12 protein-coding genes and 2 tRNA genes are annotated in these 14,906 nt (G+C 62.2%); 8 read left to right on the top strand and 6 right to left on the bottom strand.

The window, feature by feature from the left end; genetic code table 11:
• The first annotated feature begins 64 nt into the window (after positions 1-64).
• The 5 genes from ispG (at position 65) to der (ending at position 5,868) form a co-directional block, all read left to right on the top strand.
• Complete coding sequence (ispG, locus tag ACJO3T_RS13275; protein WP_406962969.1) at positions 65-1,183, top strand: flavodoxin-dependent (E)-4-hydroxy-3-methylbut-2-enyl-diphosphate synthase; 1,119 nt, start codon at positions 65-67, stop codon at positions 1,181-1,183.
• A 42-nt stretch (positions 1,184-1,225) separates the two neighbouring features.
• Positions 1,226-2,509, top strand: a complete 1,284-nt coding sequence (gene hisS / locus ACJO3T_RS13270; protein ID WP_406962971.1) for a histidine--tRNA ligase — start codon at positions 1,226-1,228, stop codon at positions 2,507-2,509.
• 83 nt (positions 2,510-2,592) lie between these two features.
• On the top strand, positions 2,593-3,252 hold the full coding sequence (locus ACJO3T_RS13265; protein WP_406962973.1) for a YfgM family protein: 660 nt from the start codon (positions 2,593-2,595) through the stop codon (positions 3,250-3,252).
• Positions 3,252-4,421, top strand: a complete 1,170-nt coding sequence (gene bamB, locus ACJO3T_RS13260; protein WP_406962975.1) for an outer membrane protein assembly factor BamB — start codon at positions 3,252-3,254, stop codon at positions 4,419-4,421. The genes ACJO3T_RS13265 and bamB overlap by 1 nt, the downstream gene beginning before the upstream one ends.
• Before the next feature lie 28 nt (positions 4,422-4,449).
• A complete protein-coding gene (gene der / locus ACJO3T_RS13255) occupies positions 4,450-5,868 on the top strand; it encodes a ribosome biogenesis GTPase Der (protein WP_406962977.1) in 1,419 nt (472 codons plus the stop codon).
• A 73-nt stretch (positions 5,869-5,941) separates the two neighbouring features.
• Here der and pta read toward each other — a convergent pair whose 3' ends face one another.
• The 3 genes from pta to ACJO3T_RS13240 form a co-directional block, all read right to left on the bottom strand.
• Positions 5,942-8,089 (bottom strand): phosphate acetyltransferase, encoded by a 2,148-nt coding sequence (pta, locus tag ACJO3T_RS13250; RefSeq protein ID WP_406978744.1) that lies wholly within the window; start codon positions 8,087-8,089, stop codon positions 5,942-5,944.
• Positions 8,090-8,108: 19 nt separating this feature from the next.
• Positions 8,109-9,320 carry an acetate/propionate family kinase gene (locus tag ACJO3T_RS13245; RefSeq protein WP_406978743.1) on the bottom strand — a complete coding sequence of 404 codons (1,212 nt, stop codon included), beginning with the start codon at positions 9,318-9,320 and terminating at the stop codon, positions 8,109-8,111.
• 104 nt (positions 9,321-9,424) lie between these two features.
• Positions 9,425-11,830 carry a bifunctional diguanylate cyclase/phosphodiesterase gene (locus tag ACJO3T_RS13240; protein ID WP_406978742.1) on the bottom strand — a complete coding sequence of 802 codons (2,406 nt, stop codon included), beginning with the start codon at positions 11,828-11,830 and terminating at the stop codon, positions 9,425-9,427.
• A gap of 311 nt (positions 11,831-12,141) precedes the next feature.
• On the opposite strand from ACJO3T_RS13240, the gene ccoM reads away from it, so the two are divergent.
• Positions 12,142-12,279: a cytochrome c oxidase subunit CcoM gene (ccoM, locus tag ACJO3T_RS13235; protein ID WP_406962985.1), complete on the top strand. Its 138-nt coding sequence runs from the start codon at positions 12,142-12,144 to the stop codon at positions 12,277-12,279.
• An 11-nt stretch (positions 12,280-12,290) separates the two neighbouring features.
• On the opposite strand, the gene ACJO3T_RS13230 is transcribed toward ccoM, so the two are convergent.
• From ACJO3T_RS13230 to ACJO3T_RS13220, 3 genes are all read right to left on the bottom strand, one after another.
• Positions 12,291-12,366: transfer RNA gene (locus tag ACJO3T_RS13230), tRNA-Glu, on the bottom strand.
• A 114-nt stretch (positions 12,367-12,480) separates the two neighbouring features.
• Entirely contained in the window at positions 12,481-13,389 is a 909-nt protein-coding gene (locus tag ACJO3T_RS13225) for a TIGR01777 family oxidoreductase (protein WP_406962987.1), read from the bottom strand.
• Positions 13,382-13,759: a sirohydrochlorin chelatase gene (locus ACJO3T_RS13220; protein ID WP_406962989.1), complete on the bottom strand. Its 378-nt coding sequence runs from the start codon at positions 13,757-13,759 to the stop codon at positions 13,382-13,384. Before ACJO3T_RS13220 ends, ACJO3T_RS13225 begins: the two co-directional genes overlap by 8 nt.
• An 86-nt stretch (positions 13,760-13,845) precedes the next feature.
• Here ACJO3T_RS13220 and ACJO3T_RS13215 point away from each other — a divergent pair, with 86 nt between their 5' ends.
• Together ACJO3T_RS13215 and ACJO3T_RS13210 are read left to right on the top strand one after the other, a co-directional pair.
• Positions 13,846-14,454 (top strand): DUF924 family protein, encoded by a 609-nt coding sequence (locus tag ACJO3T_RS13215; protein WP_406962990.1) that lies wholly within the window; start codon positions 13,846-13,848, stop codon positions 14,452-14,454.
• Positions 14,455-14,590: 136 nt separating this feature from the next.
• A tRNA-Gly gene (locus ACJO3T_RS13210) sits at positions 14,591-14,666 on the top strand.
• Positions 14,667-14,906: the final 240 nt, after the last annotated feature.

Below are 14,906 nucleotides of genomic sequence, written 5' to 3'. Positions count from 1 at the left end.
CCCGTAACCGGGTAGCCTGGAGCATGGCGACTCTTTCATTACTTTCACATCGGTTTGACCGTTTATGAAGCTCGAATCTCCCATTAAAAGACGCAAGTCACGGCAGATCATGGTGGGTAATGTGCCCGTGGGTGGCGATGCCCCCATCGCGGTACAGAGCATGACCAATACGGAAACCTGCGACGTTGATGCCACCGTGGCCCAGATCGAAGCCCTGCAACTGGCTGGTGCCGACATTGTACGGGTGTCGGTGCCCTCCATGGACGCTGCTGAGGCGTTCGGAAAAATCCGGCAGCGGGTGTCGCTTCCGCTGGTCGCCGATATCCACTTTGACCACAAGATCGCCCTGCGGGTGGCGGAGCTCGGCGTTGACTGCCTGCGCATCAACCCGGGCAATATCGGCCGTGAGGACAGGGTCAGTGCCGTTATCCAGGCGTGCCGTGACCGTGGCATTCCCATGCGCATAGGCGTCAACGCCGGCTCCCTGGGCAAAGACCTGCAGCGTAAGTATGGTGAGCCGACGGCGGATGCGCTGGTGGAATCGGCCATGCGCCATGTCGATATCCTGGACAGGTATGACTTCCAGGATTTCAAGGTGAGCCTGAAGGCGTCAGAAGTCTTTATGACGGTGGATGCCTACCGCAAGATTGCCGGTCAGATTGAACAGCCCCTGCATCTGGGTATTACCGAGGCAGGCGGCTTCCGGTCCGGTACGGTCAAATCGTCGGTGGGCCTGGGGATGCTGCTGATGGACGGTATCGGCGATACCATCCGGGTATCCCTGGCGGCAGACCCGGTTCAGGAAATCAAGGTCGGTTTCGACATCCTCAAGAGTCTGCGCCTGCGTAGCCATGGCATCAATTTCGTGGCCTGCCCGAGTTGTTCCCGCCAGAACTTCGATGTGATCCAGACCATGAACGATCTGGAAGCTCGCCTTGAGGACGTCAACGAGTCCCTGGACGTGGCTATTATTGGCTGCATTGTCAATGGACCGGGCGAAGCCAAGGTGGCGGACCTGGGCCTGACCGGTGGCTCACCGAAAAACCTGTTCTATGCCGCTGGTAAACCCAACCAGAAACTGGACAATGCCACCCTGACCGACGACCTGGAACGGCTGATCCGCGAAGAGGTGGCGCGCCGCAAGGAACAGGAAGACTCGATTATCGCGAAATCCGGCCAGTAGCCAGGGCCTGGCCGGCGTCATAAACACGAATAAGGTTTTACTTTGGCTAAGATTCAGGCAATTCGCGGGATGAACGATATCCTGCCCGAGCAGACCCCGGTGTGGCAGTTTCTCGAATCCAGGGTGAGGGACGTACTCGGTTCCTATGGCTACCAGGAAATCCGTATGCCGGTGGTGGAACACACCGAGCTTTTCCGGCGTTCCATTGGCGAGGTGACGGACATCGTCGAGAAGGAAATGTATACCTTCGACGATCGCAACGGGGACAGCCTGACGCTTCGGCCCGAGGGCACCGCTGGCTGCGTGCGCGCCGCGGAGGAGCATGGCCTGCTGTTCAACCAGAGCCGGCGCCTTTGGTACACCGGTCCCATGTTCCGTCATGAACGCCCGCAGAAGGGCCGCTACCGCCAGTTCCACCAGGTTGGCGTGGAATGCTTTGGTATGGATGGTCCGGATATCGATGCGGAACTGCTGATCCTCACCGCACGACTGTGGCAGTCCCTGGGACTGGCGGATCATGCCCGTCTGGAGATCAACAGCATCGGCACGTCCGAGGCCCGGGCCGAGTACCGCCAGGCACTGGTGGATTACCTGGGAGACTATCGTTCCGACCTGGATCCGGACAGCCAGCGCCGGTTACTGGTCAATCCTCTGCGCATCCTGGATTCCAAGAACACGGAAACCCAGCGGATCCTGGAGAATGCACCGGTACTGGACGATTACCTGGACGATGAATCCCGTGAGCACTTTGAACAGCTGACCGCGCTACTGGACGCGGCCGGCGTGCCCTATACGGTAAACAACCGGCTGGTCCGGGGGCTCGACTATTACGGCAAGACCGTGTTCGAGTGGGTGACCGACAGTCTTGGGTCCCAGGGCACCATCTGCGCCGGGGGGCGCTACGACGGCCTGGTGGAGCAACTGGGTGGTCGGCCTACGGCTGCCGTCGGTTTTGCCATGGGCATCGAGCGCCTGATCCTGTTGCTGGAGACCCTTGAACTGGTGCCGGAGGAGGTCAATGCCGACGCCGATATCTATGTGACCGCCATGGGAGACGTTGCAACTACTGAGGCCTTCCGGGTCAGCGAGATGCTGCGCTCCGAACTGCCGGGGCGCACCGTGGTGACCCATTGTGGCGGCGGCAGTTTCAAGAGCCAGATGAAGAAGGCCGATCGCAGCGGCGCCCGGGTGGCGGTCATTATTGGCGAGAATGAGATCAACGAGGGTATCGTCGGCCTCAAGTACCTCAGGGAGGAAGGCGAACAGGAGCAGGTACCCCGTGACCAGGCCGCCAGCCACCTGGCCAGCCGGCTGGGATTGGCCTGAAAGCCGTCATAACCGACGGGCCAGGATCATAAGCGCTCTCAAGATCATAAGCACAACAGGAAAGGACACTCATAGGAGTCACCATGGCCGAAATGCGGACCGAAGAAGAACAGATTGAAGCCATCAAGCAATGGTGGAAGAAGAATGGCAGTTCGCTGCTGATCGGGGTCGGCCTGGCCCTGGCCATCGTGTTTGGCTGGCAGGCGTGGCAGAACCACCAGGCCAACGTGCAGGCCGAGGCTGCCGCCGATTTTGCCGAGCTTATGCGGCAGGCCCAGCAGGGCGGCGACACTGAGGAGGACCGGGAATCCATTGCCTATCTGGCCAACCAGGTTCGCGAGGAACACGATGGCACCACCTACGCGGTCTACGCCATGCTGATCCTGGCGAACCAGCAGATGATGGCGGACGGTGACCCGGCCGCGGCGGCGGAGACCCTGCAATGGGCACTGGATCAGACCGGTAATGGTGAAGCCCTGTCACTGGTGGTGCGGACACGGCTGGCCCGGGCACAGTATGGCGCCGGCCAGTACGACGAAGCCCTGGCAACGGTGCGCGGCGCTGACGATACCGGCGCATTCGAAGGCATTCTGGCGGAGCTGGAAGGGGATATCCTGATTGCCAGTGGCAATACCGATGCCGCCAGGGACGCCTATATCCGGGCCCGTGATGCCGGTGGCGAGGCCGGTATTGGACTGTTGCAGCGCAAGCTGGACAGCCTGGGTATAGGGAGCGACGCCTGATGCCCATGAAGTTCCTGAATCCTGTGATGAATCCGCTGCTGGTACTGACCGTTGTGGCATCGCTGCTGGTGGGGTGCAGTTCCACGGAGAATTTCGAGGAGCCGGACCCGGTGCCCGAAGTGGTGTCGACGGTGACTCTCGAAACCAAGTGGTCACTGACGGTTGGTGATGGGCATGACGGGCAGTACCTCCACCTGGAGCCAACCATCATCGGGGGCAGTCTCTATGCGGTGTCCTCCGATGGCGAACTGCTTGCCGTCGGACCGGCCACCGGCGACGTACGCTGGCGCCGTGAGCTGGAGCGGACCATCATGGCGGGCGTGGGTGGCGACAGTCGCCATCTCTACCTGGTCACCGGTGATGCGGAACTGCTGGCCCTGGACCGTGACAGCGGCGATGAGGTCTGGCGGCTGCGTATGCCCAACGAGGTTCTGGCGCCGCCCCAGTCCAACGGTAACCTGGTGCTGACACAGACCATCGACGGCAAGGTGGTGGCGGCGGACGCCGCCAGCGGCAAGCGTCTCTGGCAATATGACTCCCCGGCGCCGGCACTGTCGGTCCGGGATACCGGAGCACCGGTGGTTGGCGGGGAACTGGCCCTTGTCACGCTCGCCAATGGCCATGTGGTGGCCCTGTCCACCGCCAATGGCCAGCCCATCTGGCAGTATACGGTGGGCGAGCCGAGCGGGCGTACCGAGCTTGAACGACTGGTGGATGTCACCGCCAAGCCGGTGATCGTCGAGGGTGCCGCACTGCTGGCCGGCTACCAGGGCAAGCTGGCACTGGTGGAGATTCGCAACGGCCAGGAAATCTGGAGCCGTGCCACCTCCACCTTCCACAGTCCTGCTCTGGGGCCCCAGAAGGTCTTTATCGCCAAGGCCAATGGCGATGTGGTGGGCCTGGATGCCAGCACCCTGGAAGAGGTCTGGGTGCAGGATGCCCTGTCCTGGCGGCGGTTGTCGGAGCCGGCCACGATTGGCGACATGCTGGTGGTGGGAGACTTCGAGGGTTACCTGCACATCCTGTCCCAGGACAATGGCCAGTTGCAGGGCCAGCTCGAGTTTGATGACGAAGGCATCCGCTCACCCATGCTGCGCTGGGAGGACCGCCTGATTGTCTATGGCAATGGCGGTCGACTGGCGGTGTTCACCCTTGAGGATCGGGACTGAGTCCCCTCACTATCCAGGCAGGCACTGAATGACACCGGTAATCGCTCTGGTGGGCCGCCCCAATGTGGGCAAGTCCACCCTGTTCAACCAGATGACCCGATCCCGCGATGCGCTGGTGGCGGATTTCCCGGGCCTGACCCGTGACCGCAAGTACGGCGACGGCAACTACGAGGGTCATCGCTTCATTGTCATTGATACCGGCGGCCTTACCGGCGACGAGGCAGGCCTGGACGCGGAGATGGCCCGCCAGTCCATGCAGGCGGTGGAAGAGGCCGACATCGTGCTCTTCCTTGTGGATGGACGTGCCGGACTGACCGCCGGTGATGAAATGATCGCCGAGCATCTGCGCCGCACCGGCAAGCCGGCCCACCTGGTGGTGAACAAGACCGACGGCCAGGACCCGGATGTGGCCGCGTCCGACTTCTACACCCTGGGATTCGAATCCGTCTATCTGATTGCGGCGGCCCACAACCGGGGCATCCGCTCCATGCTGGAGCTGTTGCTGGGTGAGCTGGATGAGGCCGAGGAAGACAGTGCCGACAAGTATCCGGGCATTCGCATCGGTGTCGTGGGCCGGCCCAACGTGGGCAAGTCCACCCTGGTAAACCGCCTCTTGGGGGAGGAACGGGTGGTGGTCTACGACATGCCTGGCACCACCCGGGACAGCATCTACATTCCCTACGAACGCCAGGGCGAGGAATACACCCTGATCGACACCGCCGGTGTGAGGCGGCGCAAGAACGTCCGCGAGGTGGTGGAGAAGTTCTCCATCATCAAGACCCTCAAGGCGATCGAGGATGCCCATGTGGTGATCCTGGTGATCGATGCCCGGGAAGGGCTGGTGGACCAGGACCTGCACCTGATCGGCTTCGTGCTGGACGCGGGCCGCTCGCTGGTAATTGCCGTCAACAAGTGGGATGGCATGGAGCCCGACGAGCGCAGCCGGGTAAAGGAGCAGGTAAGACGTCGCCTTGATTTCCTCGATTATGCCGACAAGCATTACATCTCGGCCCTGCACGGCTCCGGCGTGGGCCTGCTGTACGACTCCATTGGCGACTGCTACGAGTCAGCCATGGCCAAGTGGCCCACCAACCGCCTGACCGAGATCCTGCAGGACGCCGTGTCACAACACCAGCCTCCGATGGTCCAGGGACGCCGGATCAAGCTGCGTTATGCGCACCAGGGTGGCTCCAATCCACCGGTGGTGGTGGTCCACGGCAACCAGACCGATGCCTTGCCGGGGTCCTACAAGCGCTACCTGGAGAATACCTTCCGCAAGGTGCTCAAGGTGAATGGCTCGCCCATCCGTTTCGAGTTCCGTTCCGGCGAGAATCCCTATGCCAACAAGGTGGATCGCCTGACTCCGAGGCAGAAGGTGAAGCGGGACAACGACCTCAAGCAGGGGCGGCGGGTCAAGAAGCCAAGGATGAAAAGCAAGAAGAAGTAAGCGGCGTCAGAAGCAGCCGGAGCAAAAAGGCCAGGCACCCTCAATGAATGGGCCTGGCCTTTTTCGTGGGGGCTCAGCTGTCGGCGGCGGCTTCCGCCTGGGCGGCCTGCACACCGGTCAGGGCGATGGTGAACACGATATCGTCCACCAGGGCACCCCGGGACAGGTCGTTCACCGGCTTCCTGAGGCCCTGGAGCATGGGGCCGATACTCACCACGTTAGCGCTGCGCTGAACCGCCTTGTAGGTGGTGTTGCCGGTGTTCAGGTCCGGGAAGATGAAGACGGTAGCCTTGCCCGCGACGGGGCTGTCCGGCGCCTTGCTCCTGCCCACGTCGGCAATGGCCGCCGCGTCGTACTGGAGCGGTCCGTCGATCACCAGGTCCGGGCGCCGCTTCCGGGCGATTTCCGTGGCTTCCCGAACCTTGTCCACATCCGCACCACTGCCGGAGCTACCGGTGCTGTAGCTGATCATGGCGACCACCGGTTGCACACCAAAGGCCTTGGCGGAATCCGCGCTCTGGATGGCGATATCCGCCAGTTCCTCGGCATTCGGGTCCGGGTTGATGGCACAGTCGCCGTAAACCAGTACCTGTTCGGGCAGCAGCATGAAGAAGACGGAGGACACCACCTCGGCATTGTCCGCCGTCTTGATCAGTTGCAGGGCAGGGCGAACGGTATTGGCGGTGGTGTGTACGGCACCGGACACCAGGCCGTCGGCCTCGTTCTGGGCCACCATCATGGTACCCAGCACCACATTGTCCTCCAGCATGGCTTCCGCCATATCCGGTGCCAAGCCCTTGTGCTTGCGGAGCTGCACCATGGGCTTCACATACCGGTGACGTACCTCGGCGGGGTTGATGATCTCCAGGTCCTCCGGCAACGGCAGGCCCTGGGATTCCGCCACCGCCTCGATGTCTTCCCTTTCGCCCAGCAGGATACAGTGGGCCAGCCCCCGCTGGGTACAGATAATGGCGGCCTGCACGGTCCTCGGTTCGTTGCCTTCCGGCAATACAATACGTTTGCCGGCCTGTCGGGCCAACTGGGAGAGCTGGTGGCGGAAGGCCGGCGGCGACAGCCGGCGTAACCTCTCAACCTTCAGGTGCTGCTGCAGCCAGTCGGCGTCCAGCCGCGATGCTACAGCCTCCATGACTTTTTCGATCCGGTCCGGATCGTCTGCCGGAACCACGCCGGGCAGGTTGGCAAGCTGGTGGGCGGTTTCATAGGTATTGGTGTCCGTCCTGAGGACGGGCAGGCCGGTGGCCAGCCCGCGACGGCAGAGGTCGATGGTCCGCTGGTCCGGCATCAGTCCGCCTGTGAGCAGCAGACCCGCCAGGGGCACCCCGTTAAGGGCGGCCACGGCGGTGGCCAGCAGGATGTCCTCCCGGTCGCCCGGGGTAACGATCAAGGCGCCCGGCCGCAGGGTGTCCACCATGTTCGGAATGGTGCGGGCACATACCGATACCTTCTGTACCCGGCGGGTGCCCATTTCCCCTTCGTGGAGGATGTCAGCGCCAAGGTCCCTGGCGATGTCCGACATGCGCGGTGCCAGTAGCTCCGGCTGCCAGGGGATGCCGGCCAGCAGTCGCAGGCGACCGGAACGGAAGATTTCGCAGTCATTGCCGTAATCCGGCGTCTCCACCGGCTCCCGGCGGTTGAAGGAAGGGAGCATGCCGGTCTGTTCGGGTTTGCCCAGTTTGTTGAGGACCACGCCAATCACATCCGGATCTCCGGGATCGGCGAACAGCCGCGCGGAGAAATCCAGCCATTCGTCGAGTTCCCGGCAGTCCCGGCCATCGGGAGAGCAGACCAGGATCACCTCGGAGCCAAGATTGCGCGCCATCTCCACATTCATGCGGGCAGTGTAGGCCTCGCTGCGGTCGGGCACGAGTCCCTCCACGATAACTACGTCCACATCCCTGGCCACGTTCTGGAACCGCCCGACCATGCCCTCCATGAACTCATCGGCCTTGCCCCGGTTCAACAGGTTCTGGGCCTCCTTGAGGGAAATCGGGTTGGGGGGATCCAGGTCGGAGCGGGCCCTGACGAAGGGAACGGAGAAATCCTCCCCTGACTGGTCGCCGGTGGACCGGGCCGGCTGGCTCACCGGCTTGTAGAACCCGACCCGGACCCCGACCCGGTCCAGGGCCCGGAGCAGGCCCAGACACACGGAGGTGAGGCCGCTGTTAAGTTCCGTGGGGGCGATAAACAGACTTTTTGCCATGGCAGCGGTGTTCCTTCAGTCAGTGGTTTGGGGCGGTCGTGGGCTGGTGCTCGTCGGACGCCAGGGCGAGGGCTTCCCGGGCAATCATGGCTTCTTCCCGGGTGGGAATGACCAGTACCGGGAAGCGGCTGTCATCGGCGGATATCCGACCGTTCCGGGCCCGGCCATGGTCTCGGTTGCTGTCGGCATCCAGCCGGAAACCGGCCAGGGTAAGGTGCTCTACGGTCCGGGCACGCACCTCGGCGCTGTTCTCGCCGATGCCTCCGGTAAACACCAGGGCGTCCAGACGGTCAAGGGACACAATCATGGCACCGATGTAGCGGGCCAGCCGGAAACAGAACACCTCGAAGGCATCCCGGCAATGGTCATCGCCCTCGTTGGCTGCCTTCAGGAGGTTGCGCATGTCGCTGGTGCTGCCGGAGAGCCCCAGCAGTCCGCTCTCCCGGTTGAGGATACGGTGGGTTTCCTCCGGCTCGATCCCCTTGTCGGCCAGGAAATCAAACAGGCCAGGATCCACATCGCCACTGCGGGTGCCCATGACCAGGCCTTCCAGGGGCGTCAGCCCCATGCTGGTGTCCACGCTGCGGCCGTCACGGATGGCCGTGATACTGCAGCCGTTACCCAGGTGGGCGGAAATAATGGACGTGCTGTCGGCAGGTTTGCCTAGTCGCCGGGCGGATTCCTCGGCCATGTACTGGTGGCTGGTGCCGTGAAAGCCATAGCGGCGTACGCCCCAGTCCTCGTAGAAGCGCCGCGGAACCGGGTAGAGCCAGGCGTGGCGCGGCAGGGTCTGGTGAAAGGCGGTATCGAACACGGCGACCTGCGGCACCCGGGGGAAAAGCTCCCGGGCCGCTTCGATGCCGGCGAGATTCACCGGGTTATGGAGCGGGGCCAAGCTGGCGCAATCCTCGATGGCCCTGATGACATCGTCATCCAGCAGTGCGGCACGGTGGAATGCCTCGCCGCCATGGACCACGCGATGGCCGATGGCCAGCGGTGCCTTGCCCAGGTGCCCCTGCTGCTGTAACCAGCGGATGCTGTCGGTGAGGGCTTGCCGGTGGTCCGCGCCCTCAGGCAGGTGGATGGGGTCGTGCCCCTCCGGCACCAGCCGGGCCCCTTGCTGGCCGATCCGTTCCGCCAGGGCGGACACCCGGAGTTCGCCGTCGCGGTTGAACAGGGCAATCTTGACGGAGGAACTGCCGCAGTTTATGACCAGAACCTGATCATCCATGCTGTCGATATCCTTGATTTGATTCATGTATACACGATGACTGGAGCCAGGATAGCTTACCGGCGCCGGATCGACTTGAACAGCGTTGGCAGGAAGGGCAGGCGCTATCGGGTACGCATCCAGGCCAGGAATTCGGCCTCGGGCAGGGGCCGGCTGTAGAAGTACCCCTGGGCAAAGTCACAGTTGTGGGTCTTCAGGAAATCGGTCTGTGCCTCTTCCTCCACGCCCTCGGCCACCACGGTGAGGCTGAGGCTGTGGGCCATGGTGATGATGGCCCGCACCAGGGCGGAATTGTCACCGGATACCAGCACGTCGCCAATAAAGGACTTGTCGATCTTCAGGATGTCGAACGGGTAGCTCTTGAGGTAGCTTAACGCCGAAAAGCCGGTGCCGAAATCGTCCACCGACAGCCGGAGCCCTGCCTTGTCCAGTTCGTGGAGAATGGCCGCCGTCTCAATGCTGTTGTCCAGCAGCAGGCGCTCGGTGATCTCCAGTGCCACCCGTTCCGGCGGCATCTTGCTGTCGTTCAGAGCCTGCAGCGTGCAGCTGACGAATTCCGGGTCCCGGAACTGGCGTGGAGAGACGTTCACAGCAATGGTCAGTTCCTTACCGGTAGCCTCCTGCCAGCGCCGATTGGCAGCGCAGGCCTGCTCCAGCACCCAGCGACCAATGGGGATGATCATGCCGGTCTCCTCGGCAAGGGGGATAAAACGGTCGGGCATGACCATGCCCATCACAGGATTGTTCCAGCGCAGCAGCGCCTCGGCACCGGTCACCTCGCCGGAGACCGTATCGACAATCGGCTGGAACCAGAGTTCGAATTCATCCAGTTCCAGTGCCCGCCGCATTCGCGACTCCATCTGCAGGCGTTCGTGGGACAGTTCCTTCATTTCCGGGGCGAAGCGTTCCCAGGCGCTCTTGCCCTTGTGCTTGGCCTCGTACATGGCGGCATCGGCATTCTGGAGCAGGGTGCCGGTGTTATCGGAATCCGATGGGTAGATGGCGATGCCGATGCTGGTGGTGACGAACACTTCCTGTCCCCCCAGCACAAAGGGTGAGCCGAATCCGCCGAGGATACGCTCCGCCACCTGCTCGGCGCCGTTGGCGTCCTTCAGCCCCGGCAGTAGCACCAGGAACTCGTCTCCGCCGAGACGAGCCACGGTACTGGTGCCCCGCAGGCAGGAGGAAATCCGTCGTGACGCCTCCACCAGCAGGTTGTCGCCAGCGTCGTGCCCCATGGTGTCGTTGATGTGCTTGAAGTTGTCCAGATCCAGGAACATGATCCCGACCAGGCTATATTCACGCTGGGCCTGGGCCACGGCGAGTTTGAGGCGGTCCAGGGCCAGCATCCGGTTGGGCAGCCCGGTGAGGATGTCGTAGTTGGCCTGCCGCAGCAATTGCTGTTCATAGCGCTTGCGAATGCTGATGTCCTCGCCAATCACCAGGAAGTGGCTGATGCGCCCGCCGTCGTCCTTGATCGGTGATACCACGATTTGTTCCCAGTAGCGGTCACCGTTGCGGCGGACACTGTTGACTTCCCCCTGCCAGACGCCGACCCGCTGGACCTGGACGCGGATGGTCTGCCATAGGCTCTGGCTGTCCCGATGGGCATGAGCACCCAGGGAAAGCTCACCGGGGCGATGTCCGAGCACCTGGTCGGCCGGGTAGCCGGTGAGCTGGGTGAACTTGTGGTTAACGAACTCGATACGCCACTGCCGATCACAGATCATCACCGAAGACGGGCTCTGCTCCACGGCCATGGACAGCTTGCGTATTTCTGTCTCGTCCCTTTTTCGTCGATCCAGGTCTTCCCCCAGACGTTCCCGCATCTGGTTGAAAGCATCGGTGACCTGGGCCAGTTCATCGGTGCGGTGCCGTTTTCGGTCGGAGCGCTCCAGGCGCAGTGGCTGGTCCAGGTTGTCCAGCGAGAAATTCCGGGCGTACCGGGCCATATGACTGAGGTGGCGGGTCACCATCTGGCGGAAGATCCACACGATCAGGATGGCTGTCAGGAACGTCTTGATGAACTGGGTGGCCAGAGTGATCCAGATCTTCTGTTCCAGTTCCCGGTAGGTGCGCTCCAGGGACGCGGTGACGGTCAGTTCGCCCAGCTCGGTCTGCAGGGCGCCGTTATGGGAGATGATGAAGCGGTGTTCCCGGGTGGAGGCCTCGCGGTCCGGGCTTTCTCCCATGACGAGTTCCGAGTCCGGATAGATGCGAAGGCGCAGGTGGATGATATCGGGCAGGGAGAGAATGCCTTCCATCTGTACCTCCAGCAGGTTGCGGTCCAGGGCCCACAGGCTGCGGGAAAGGCTGGAGCGATAGCCGCTTTCCACCACCTCGAAGCGTTCCTCGATAGCAGCCACATCCTTCTTGAAGTCACTGTAGATCTGTAAACCGGAGGCAATCAGCGTGAATGCGGAACTGAACAGCAGGATATAGGCCAGCAGACGGAACGACAGGGGCGAGCCGCGGCGGAACTGCTGAAGGCGCGAAATAAGTCTGAGCATCCCGTTTGTCTGAATGTCTTCCCGTATGCGATGTGGCAGGCCAGGGCTCTGACTCCTTGACGACCCCTTATTGTGGGCCAGGCGTCAGTTCCGGCCACGGCAGGTTATTATTATGTAACCTCTGGAAAATATAGCAGTCGGGCATCGGCCTTGTCCCGTCCATCGGGAAAATGTGCCGGGAACAGCGCGAAAAGGCGTTTTATCCCGGTTGATACAGGTCAATACCGGACTATCCAGGCCAGCGTAACCTGAACTCGTAACAGGATCCTGCAGGTATCGGGGATTATGGCGGGCTACAGAGGAGTAATACGATGTATTGGGATGCCGTGGTTATTGCCGGAATGGGAACGGTACTTCTGATGGTCGGCTTTATGGCGGCCGTGGGGTGGTTTGTGGTGCGGGATGCGAGGATAAAAGCCGGGGTAAAGCACAAGTCTCGCGATCGTTAGCAGGAAATGAGTGGCGTCCCCTAGGGGGTTCGAACCCCTGTTGCCGCCGTGAAAGGGCGGAGTCCTGGGCCACTAGACGAAGGGGACGCATTCCTCAAAAACCTTGCCTCGTCGAGGTGGCGCGTATATTAAGAATGCGCCCTGCGGCTGTCAACGGTTGGCCCCGAAAAAATGCCAGTTTTTTTTGACCTGCCACGGCTATTACTTACCCAGGGCATGCTTCAGGGCGGGCTCCAGTTCCGGGTAGGTGAACCGGAAGCCCGATTGTTCCAGACGTTCGGGAACGGCTCTCTGGCCGGTAAGCAACAGCCGTGACATCTCTCCCAGGGCCAGCTTCAGCACCACCGACGGCACCGGGAATACCGCCGGGCGGGAGAGCACCTTCGCCAGGGTCCTGGTGAAGCCGCTGTTGGTCACCGGATTCGGGCTGACCACATTATAGGCACCACTGGCGCTTTCCGTGGCCAGCATCCACAGGATGGCGTTGACCACGTCACAGCGGTGAACCCAGGGCATATACTGCTGTCCATCACCGATGCGTCCGCCCAGACCGAGCCTGAATGGCAATACCATCCGCTCCAGAAAACCGCCATCGGGGCCGACCACAAGCCCGGTCCGCGAATAGCACATCCGTACTCCCTTATCGGCCAGCACTGCTGCGGCTTTCTCCCAGTCGGCGCACAGCCGGTGGCTGAACTCGTCATTGGGGACGGCGTCCTCGTTCACCGTGGTATCGCCCTGGGCGCCGTAGTACCCCACGGCCGAGCCGGATACCATGACCTCAGGCAGCCGGTCGCAGCGTAGCAGGGCGGAAACCAGTTCCCGGGTCAGGGCGATCCGGCTGTCCCGCAGCACCTGTTTGCGATGCTCGGTCCAGCGTTTTTCGGCAATGCCCTCGCCCGCCAGGTTGACGACGGCGTCATAGCCGGATCCTTCGCCAATATCCGTCAGGTTCCCTATCGGGGTTACCTGGCCGCAGATCGCTCGCACGTTCTCCGGCGACTGTCGGCTCAGTACATCCACCTGGTAGCCGGCATTGAGCAGTTCGGGGCAGAGCACACGACCGATAAAGCCTGTGCCGCCGGTGACCAGTATGTGTCTGTCAGGCATTGGCTTCCTCCAGGGTCCCCTGGACGATGTCCCTCAGGGCAAGGCCGAGGCGGGGATCTTCTCCGATGGGGGGGAGCAGGGTGACGTCCACGCCGTAACGCTGGCGGTAGTCCTCCAGCATGGCGGGCACATCCTTGCGCAGATGACGACCGGCCGCCAGGAACAGGGGAACCACCCGGACGCTGGTGACGCCGTCGGCCACGGCCTCTCGGATTTCGGTCTCCAGCGATGGCTCCGCCAGTTCCATATAGGCCACGCGGGCCTCGGGCAGGGACGCCAGGGTGGGGGCGGCCAGGGCTTCAAATGTCTCGCACCAGCGCTGGTCGCTGCTGCCATGGGCCAGTAACAGGATCCGTGTGGGTGCCGTCATAGGTGATCTGCTCCTTTGGATACGACCTCAACCAGTGTATAACTGCGGGATTACGACTGCGAATTTCAACAGTAACCGGAGGAGTTATGTTCGCATGGCATGAACTTCTGGATTTCTGGTTTGGCCCATTGGATGAACATGGGCTGCCGGACCGGGAGCATCGGGAGCGCTGGTTCCGTTCGTCACGGGCCTTTGATCAGGAAATCCGCCGGCGTTTCCTGTCCATGGTCCTGTTTGCCTCCGAGAATGGCCTGGAACAGTGGCGGACCGAGCCCGGGGGACGGCTGGCGGAGATCATCCTGCTGGATCAGTTTACCCGGAACATCCACCGTGGCGGCGCCATGGCGTTCTCCAACGATGCTCAGGCCATTCGCCTGTGTCTGGAAGGGCTGGAGGCAGGGGCCGATGTCCGGCTGGTACCCATCCAGCGGGCGTTCCTGTACATGCCGTTACAGCATTCCGAAAAGCTGACCCACCAGGATCGCTCGGTGGCGCTGTATGACCAGTTGGCCGCTTCCACGGATGGACCGCTGGGTACGTTCCTCGGCAGCTTCCTGGAGTCCGCCCGAGAGCATCGCGCTGTGATCGAGCGGTTTGGTCGCTTTCCCCATCGAAATGGGGCACTAAAGCGGCCATCGACACCGGAGGAGCGGGATTACCTGGGGGCCGGAGCCAGTACCTATGGGCAGGCATGAGCGACACATCGCATGGCTTGGCAGGCGACGTATTCGGTTGTTGGCCATGCAAAGAAAATTTCATAAAAACGGTTGACGGCGTCGGCCCTATCGGTAGAATACGCAGCCGTTGAAGGGCAACGCCCCTCAGCAACCAGCGGGAATAGCTCAGTTGGTAGAGCACAACCTTGCCAAGGTTGGGGTCGCGAGTTCGAATCTCGTTTCCCGCTCCAGATTCCAGAAAACCCGGCCCGAAAGGCCGGGTTTTTTCGTTTTTGCTCCCCTGGTTTCCGCCGCCGGTGTCCTCACCCGGCTCTGCTTTCCCATTTGTTCTCCCATGTCCAGCCTGACCCCGGGGGATGTCCTATTATTCCGGGAGTGCCACTACATCTATTGCCCATGACCGAGGGGGCACCACGCTGGACTGCTTCAGGGACCTTTGGCGGCATGTTGTAGGGTTATCGGTAAATGCT

This window comes from Marinobacter shunpengi (assembly GCF_045449715.1).
GTDB lineage: Bacteria > Pseudomonadota > Gammaproteobacteria > Pseudomonadales > Oleiphilaceae > Marinobacter.
This window is presented reverse-complemented; position numbering and strand designations above follow the sequence as displayed.

Coding starts and splice junctions, on each gene's coding strand:
- bamB (WP_406962975.1), top strand. CDS start 3,252: ATGCCCATGAAGTTCCTGAATCCTGTGATGAATCCGCTGCTGGTACTG.
- ACJO3T_RS13245 (WP_406978743.1), bottom strand. CDS start 9,320: ATGGATGATCAGGTTCTGGTCATAAACTGCGGCAGTTCCTCCGTCAAG.
- ACJO3T_RS13215 (WP_406962990.1), top strand. CDS start 13,846: ATGTTCGCATGGCATGAACTTCTGGATTTCTGGTTTGGCCCATTGGAT.
- der (WP_406962977.1), top strand. CDS start 4,450: ATGACACCGGTAATCGCTCTGGTGGGCCGCCCCAATGTGGGCAAGTCC.
- ispG (WP_406962969.1), top strand. CDS start 65: ATGAAGCTCGAATCTCCCATTAAAAGACGCAAGTCACGGCAGATCATG.
- ACJO3T_RS13220 (WP_406962989.1), bottom strand. CDS start 13,759: ATGACGGCACCCACACGGATCCTGTTACTGGCCCATGGCAGCAGCGAC.
- ACJO3T_RS13265 (WP_406962973.1), top strand. CDS start 2,593: ATGGCCGAAATGCGGACCGAAGAAGAACAGATTGAAGCCATCAAGCAA.
- ACJO3T_RS13240 (WP_406978742.1), bottom strand. CDS start 11,830: ATGCTCAGACTTATTTCGCGCCTTCAGCAGTTCCGCCGCGGCTCGCCC.
- ACJO3T_RS13225 (WP_406962987.1), bottom strand. CDS start 13,389: ATGCCTGACAGACACATACTGGTCACCGGCGGCACAGGCTTTATCGGT.
- pta (WP_406978744.1), bottom strand. CDS start 8,089: ATGGCAAAAAGTCTGTTTATCGCCCCCACGGAACTTAACAGCGGCCTC.
- ccoM (WP_406962985.1), top strand. CDS start 12,142: ATGTATTGGGATGCCGTGGTTATTGCCGGAATGGGAACGGTACTTCTG.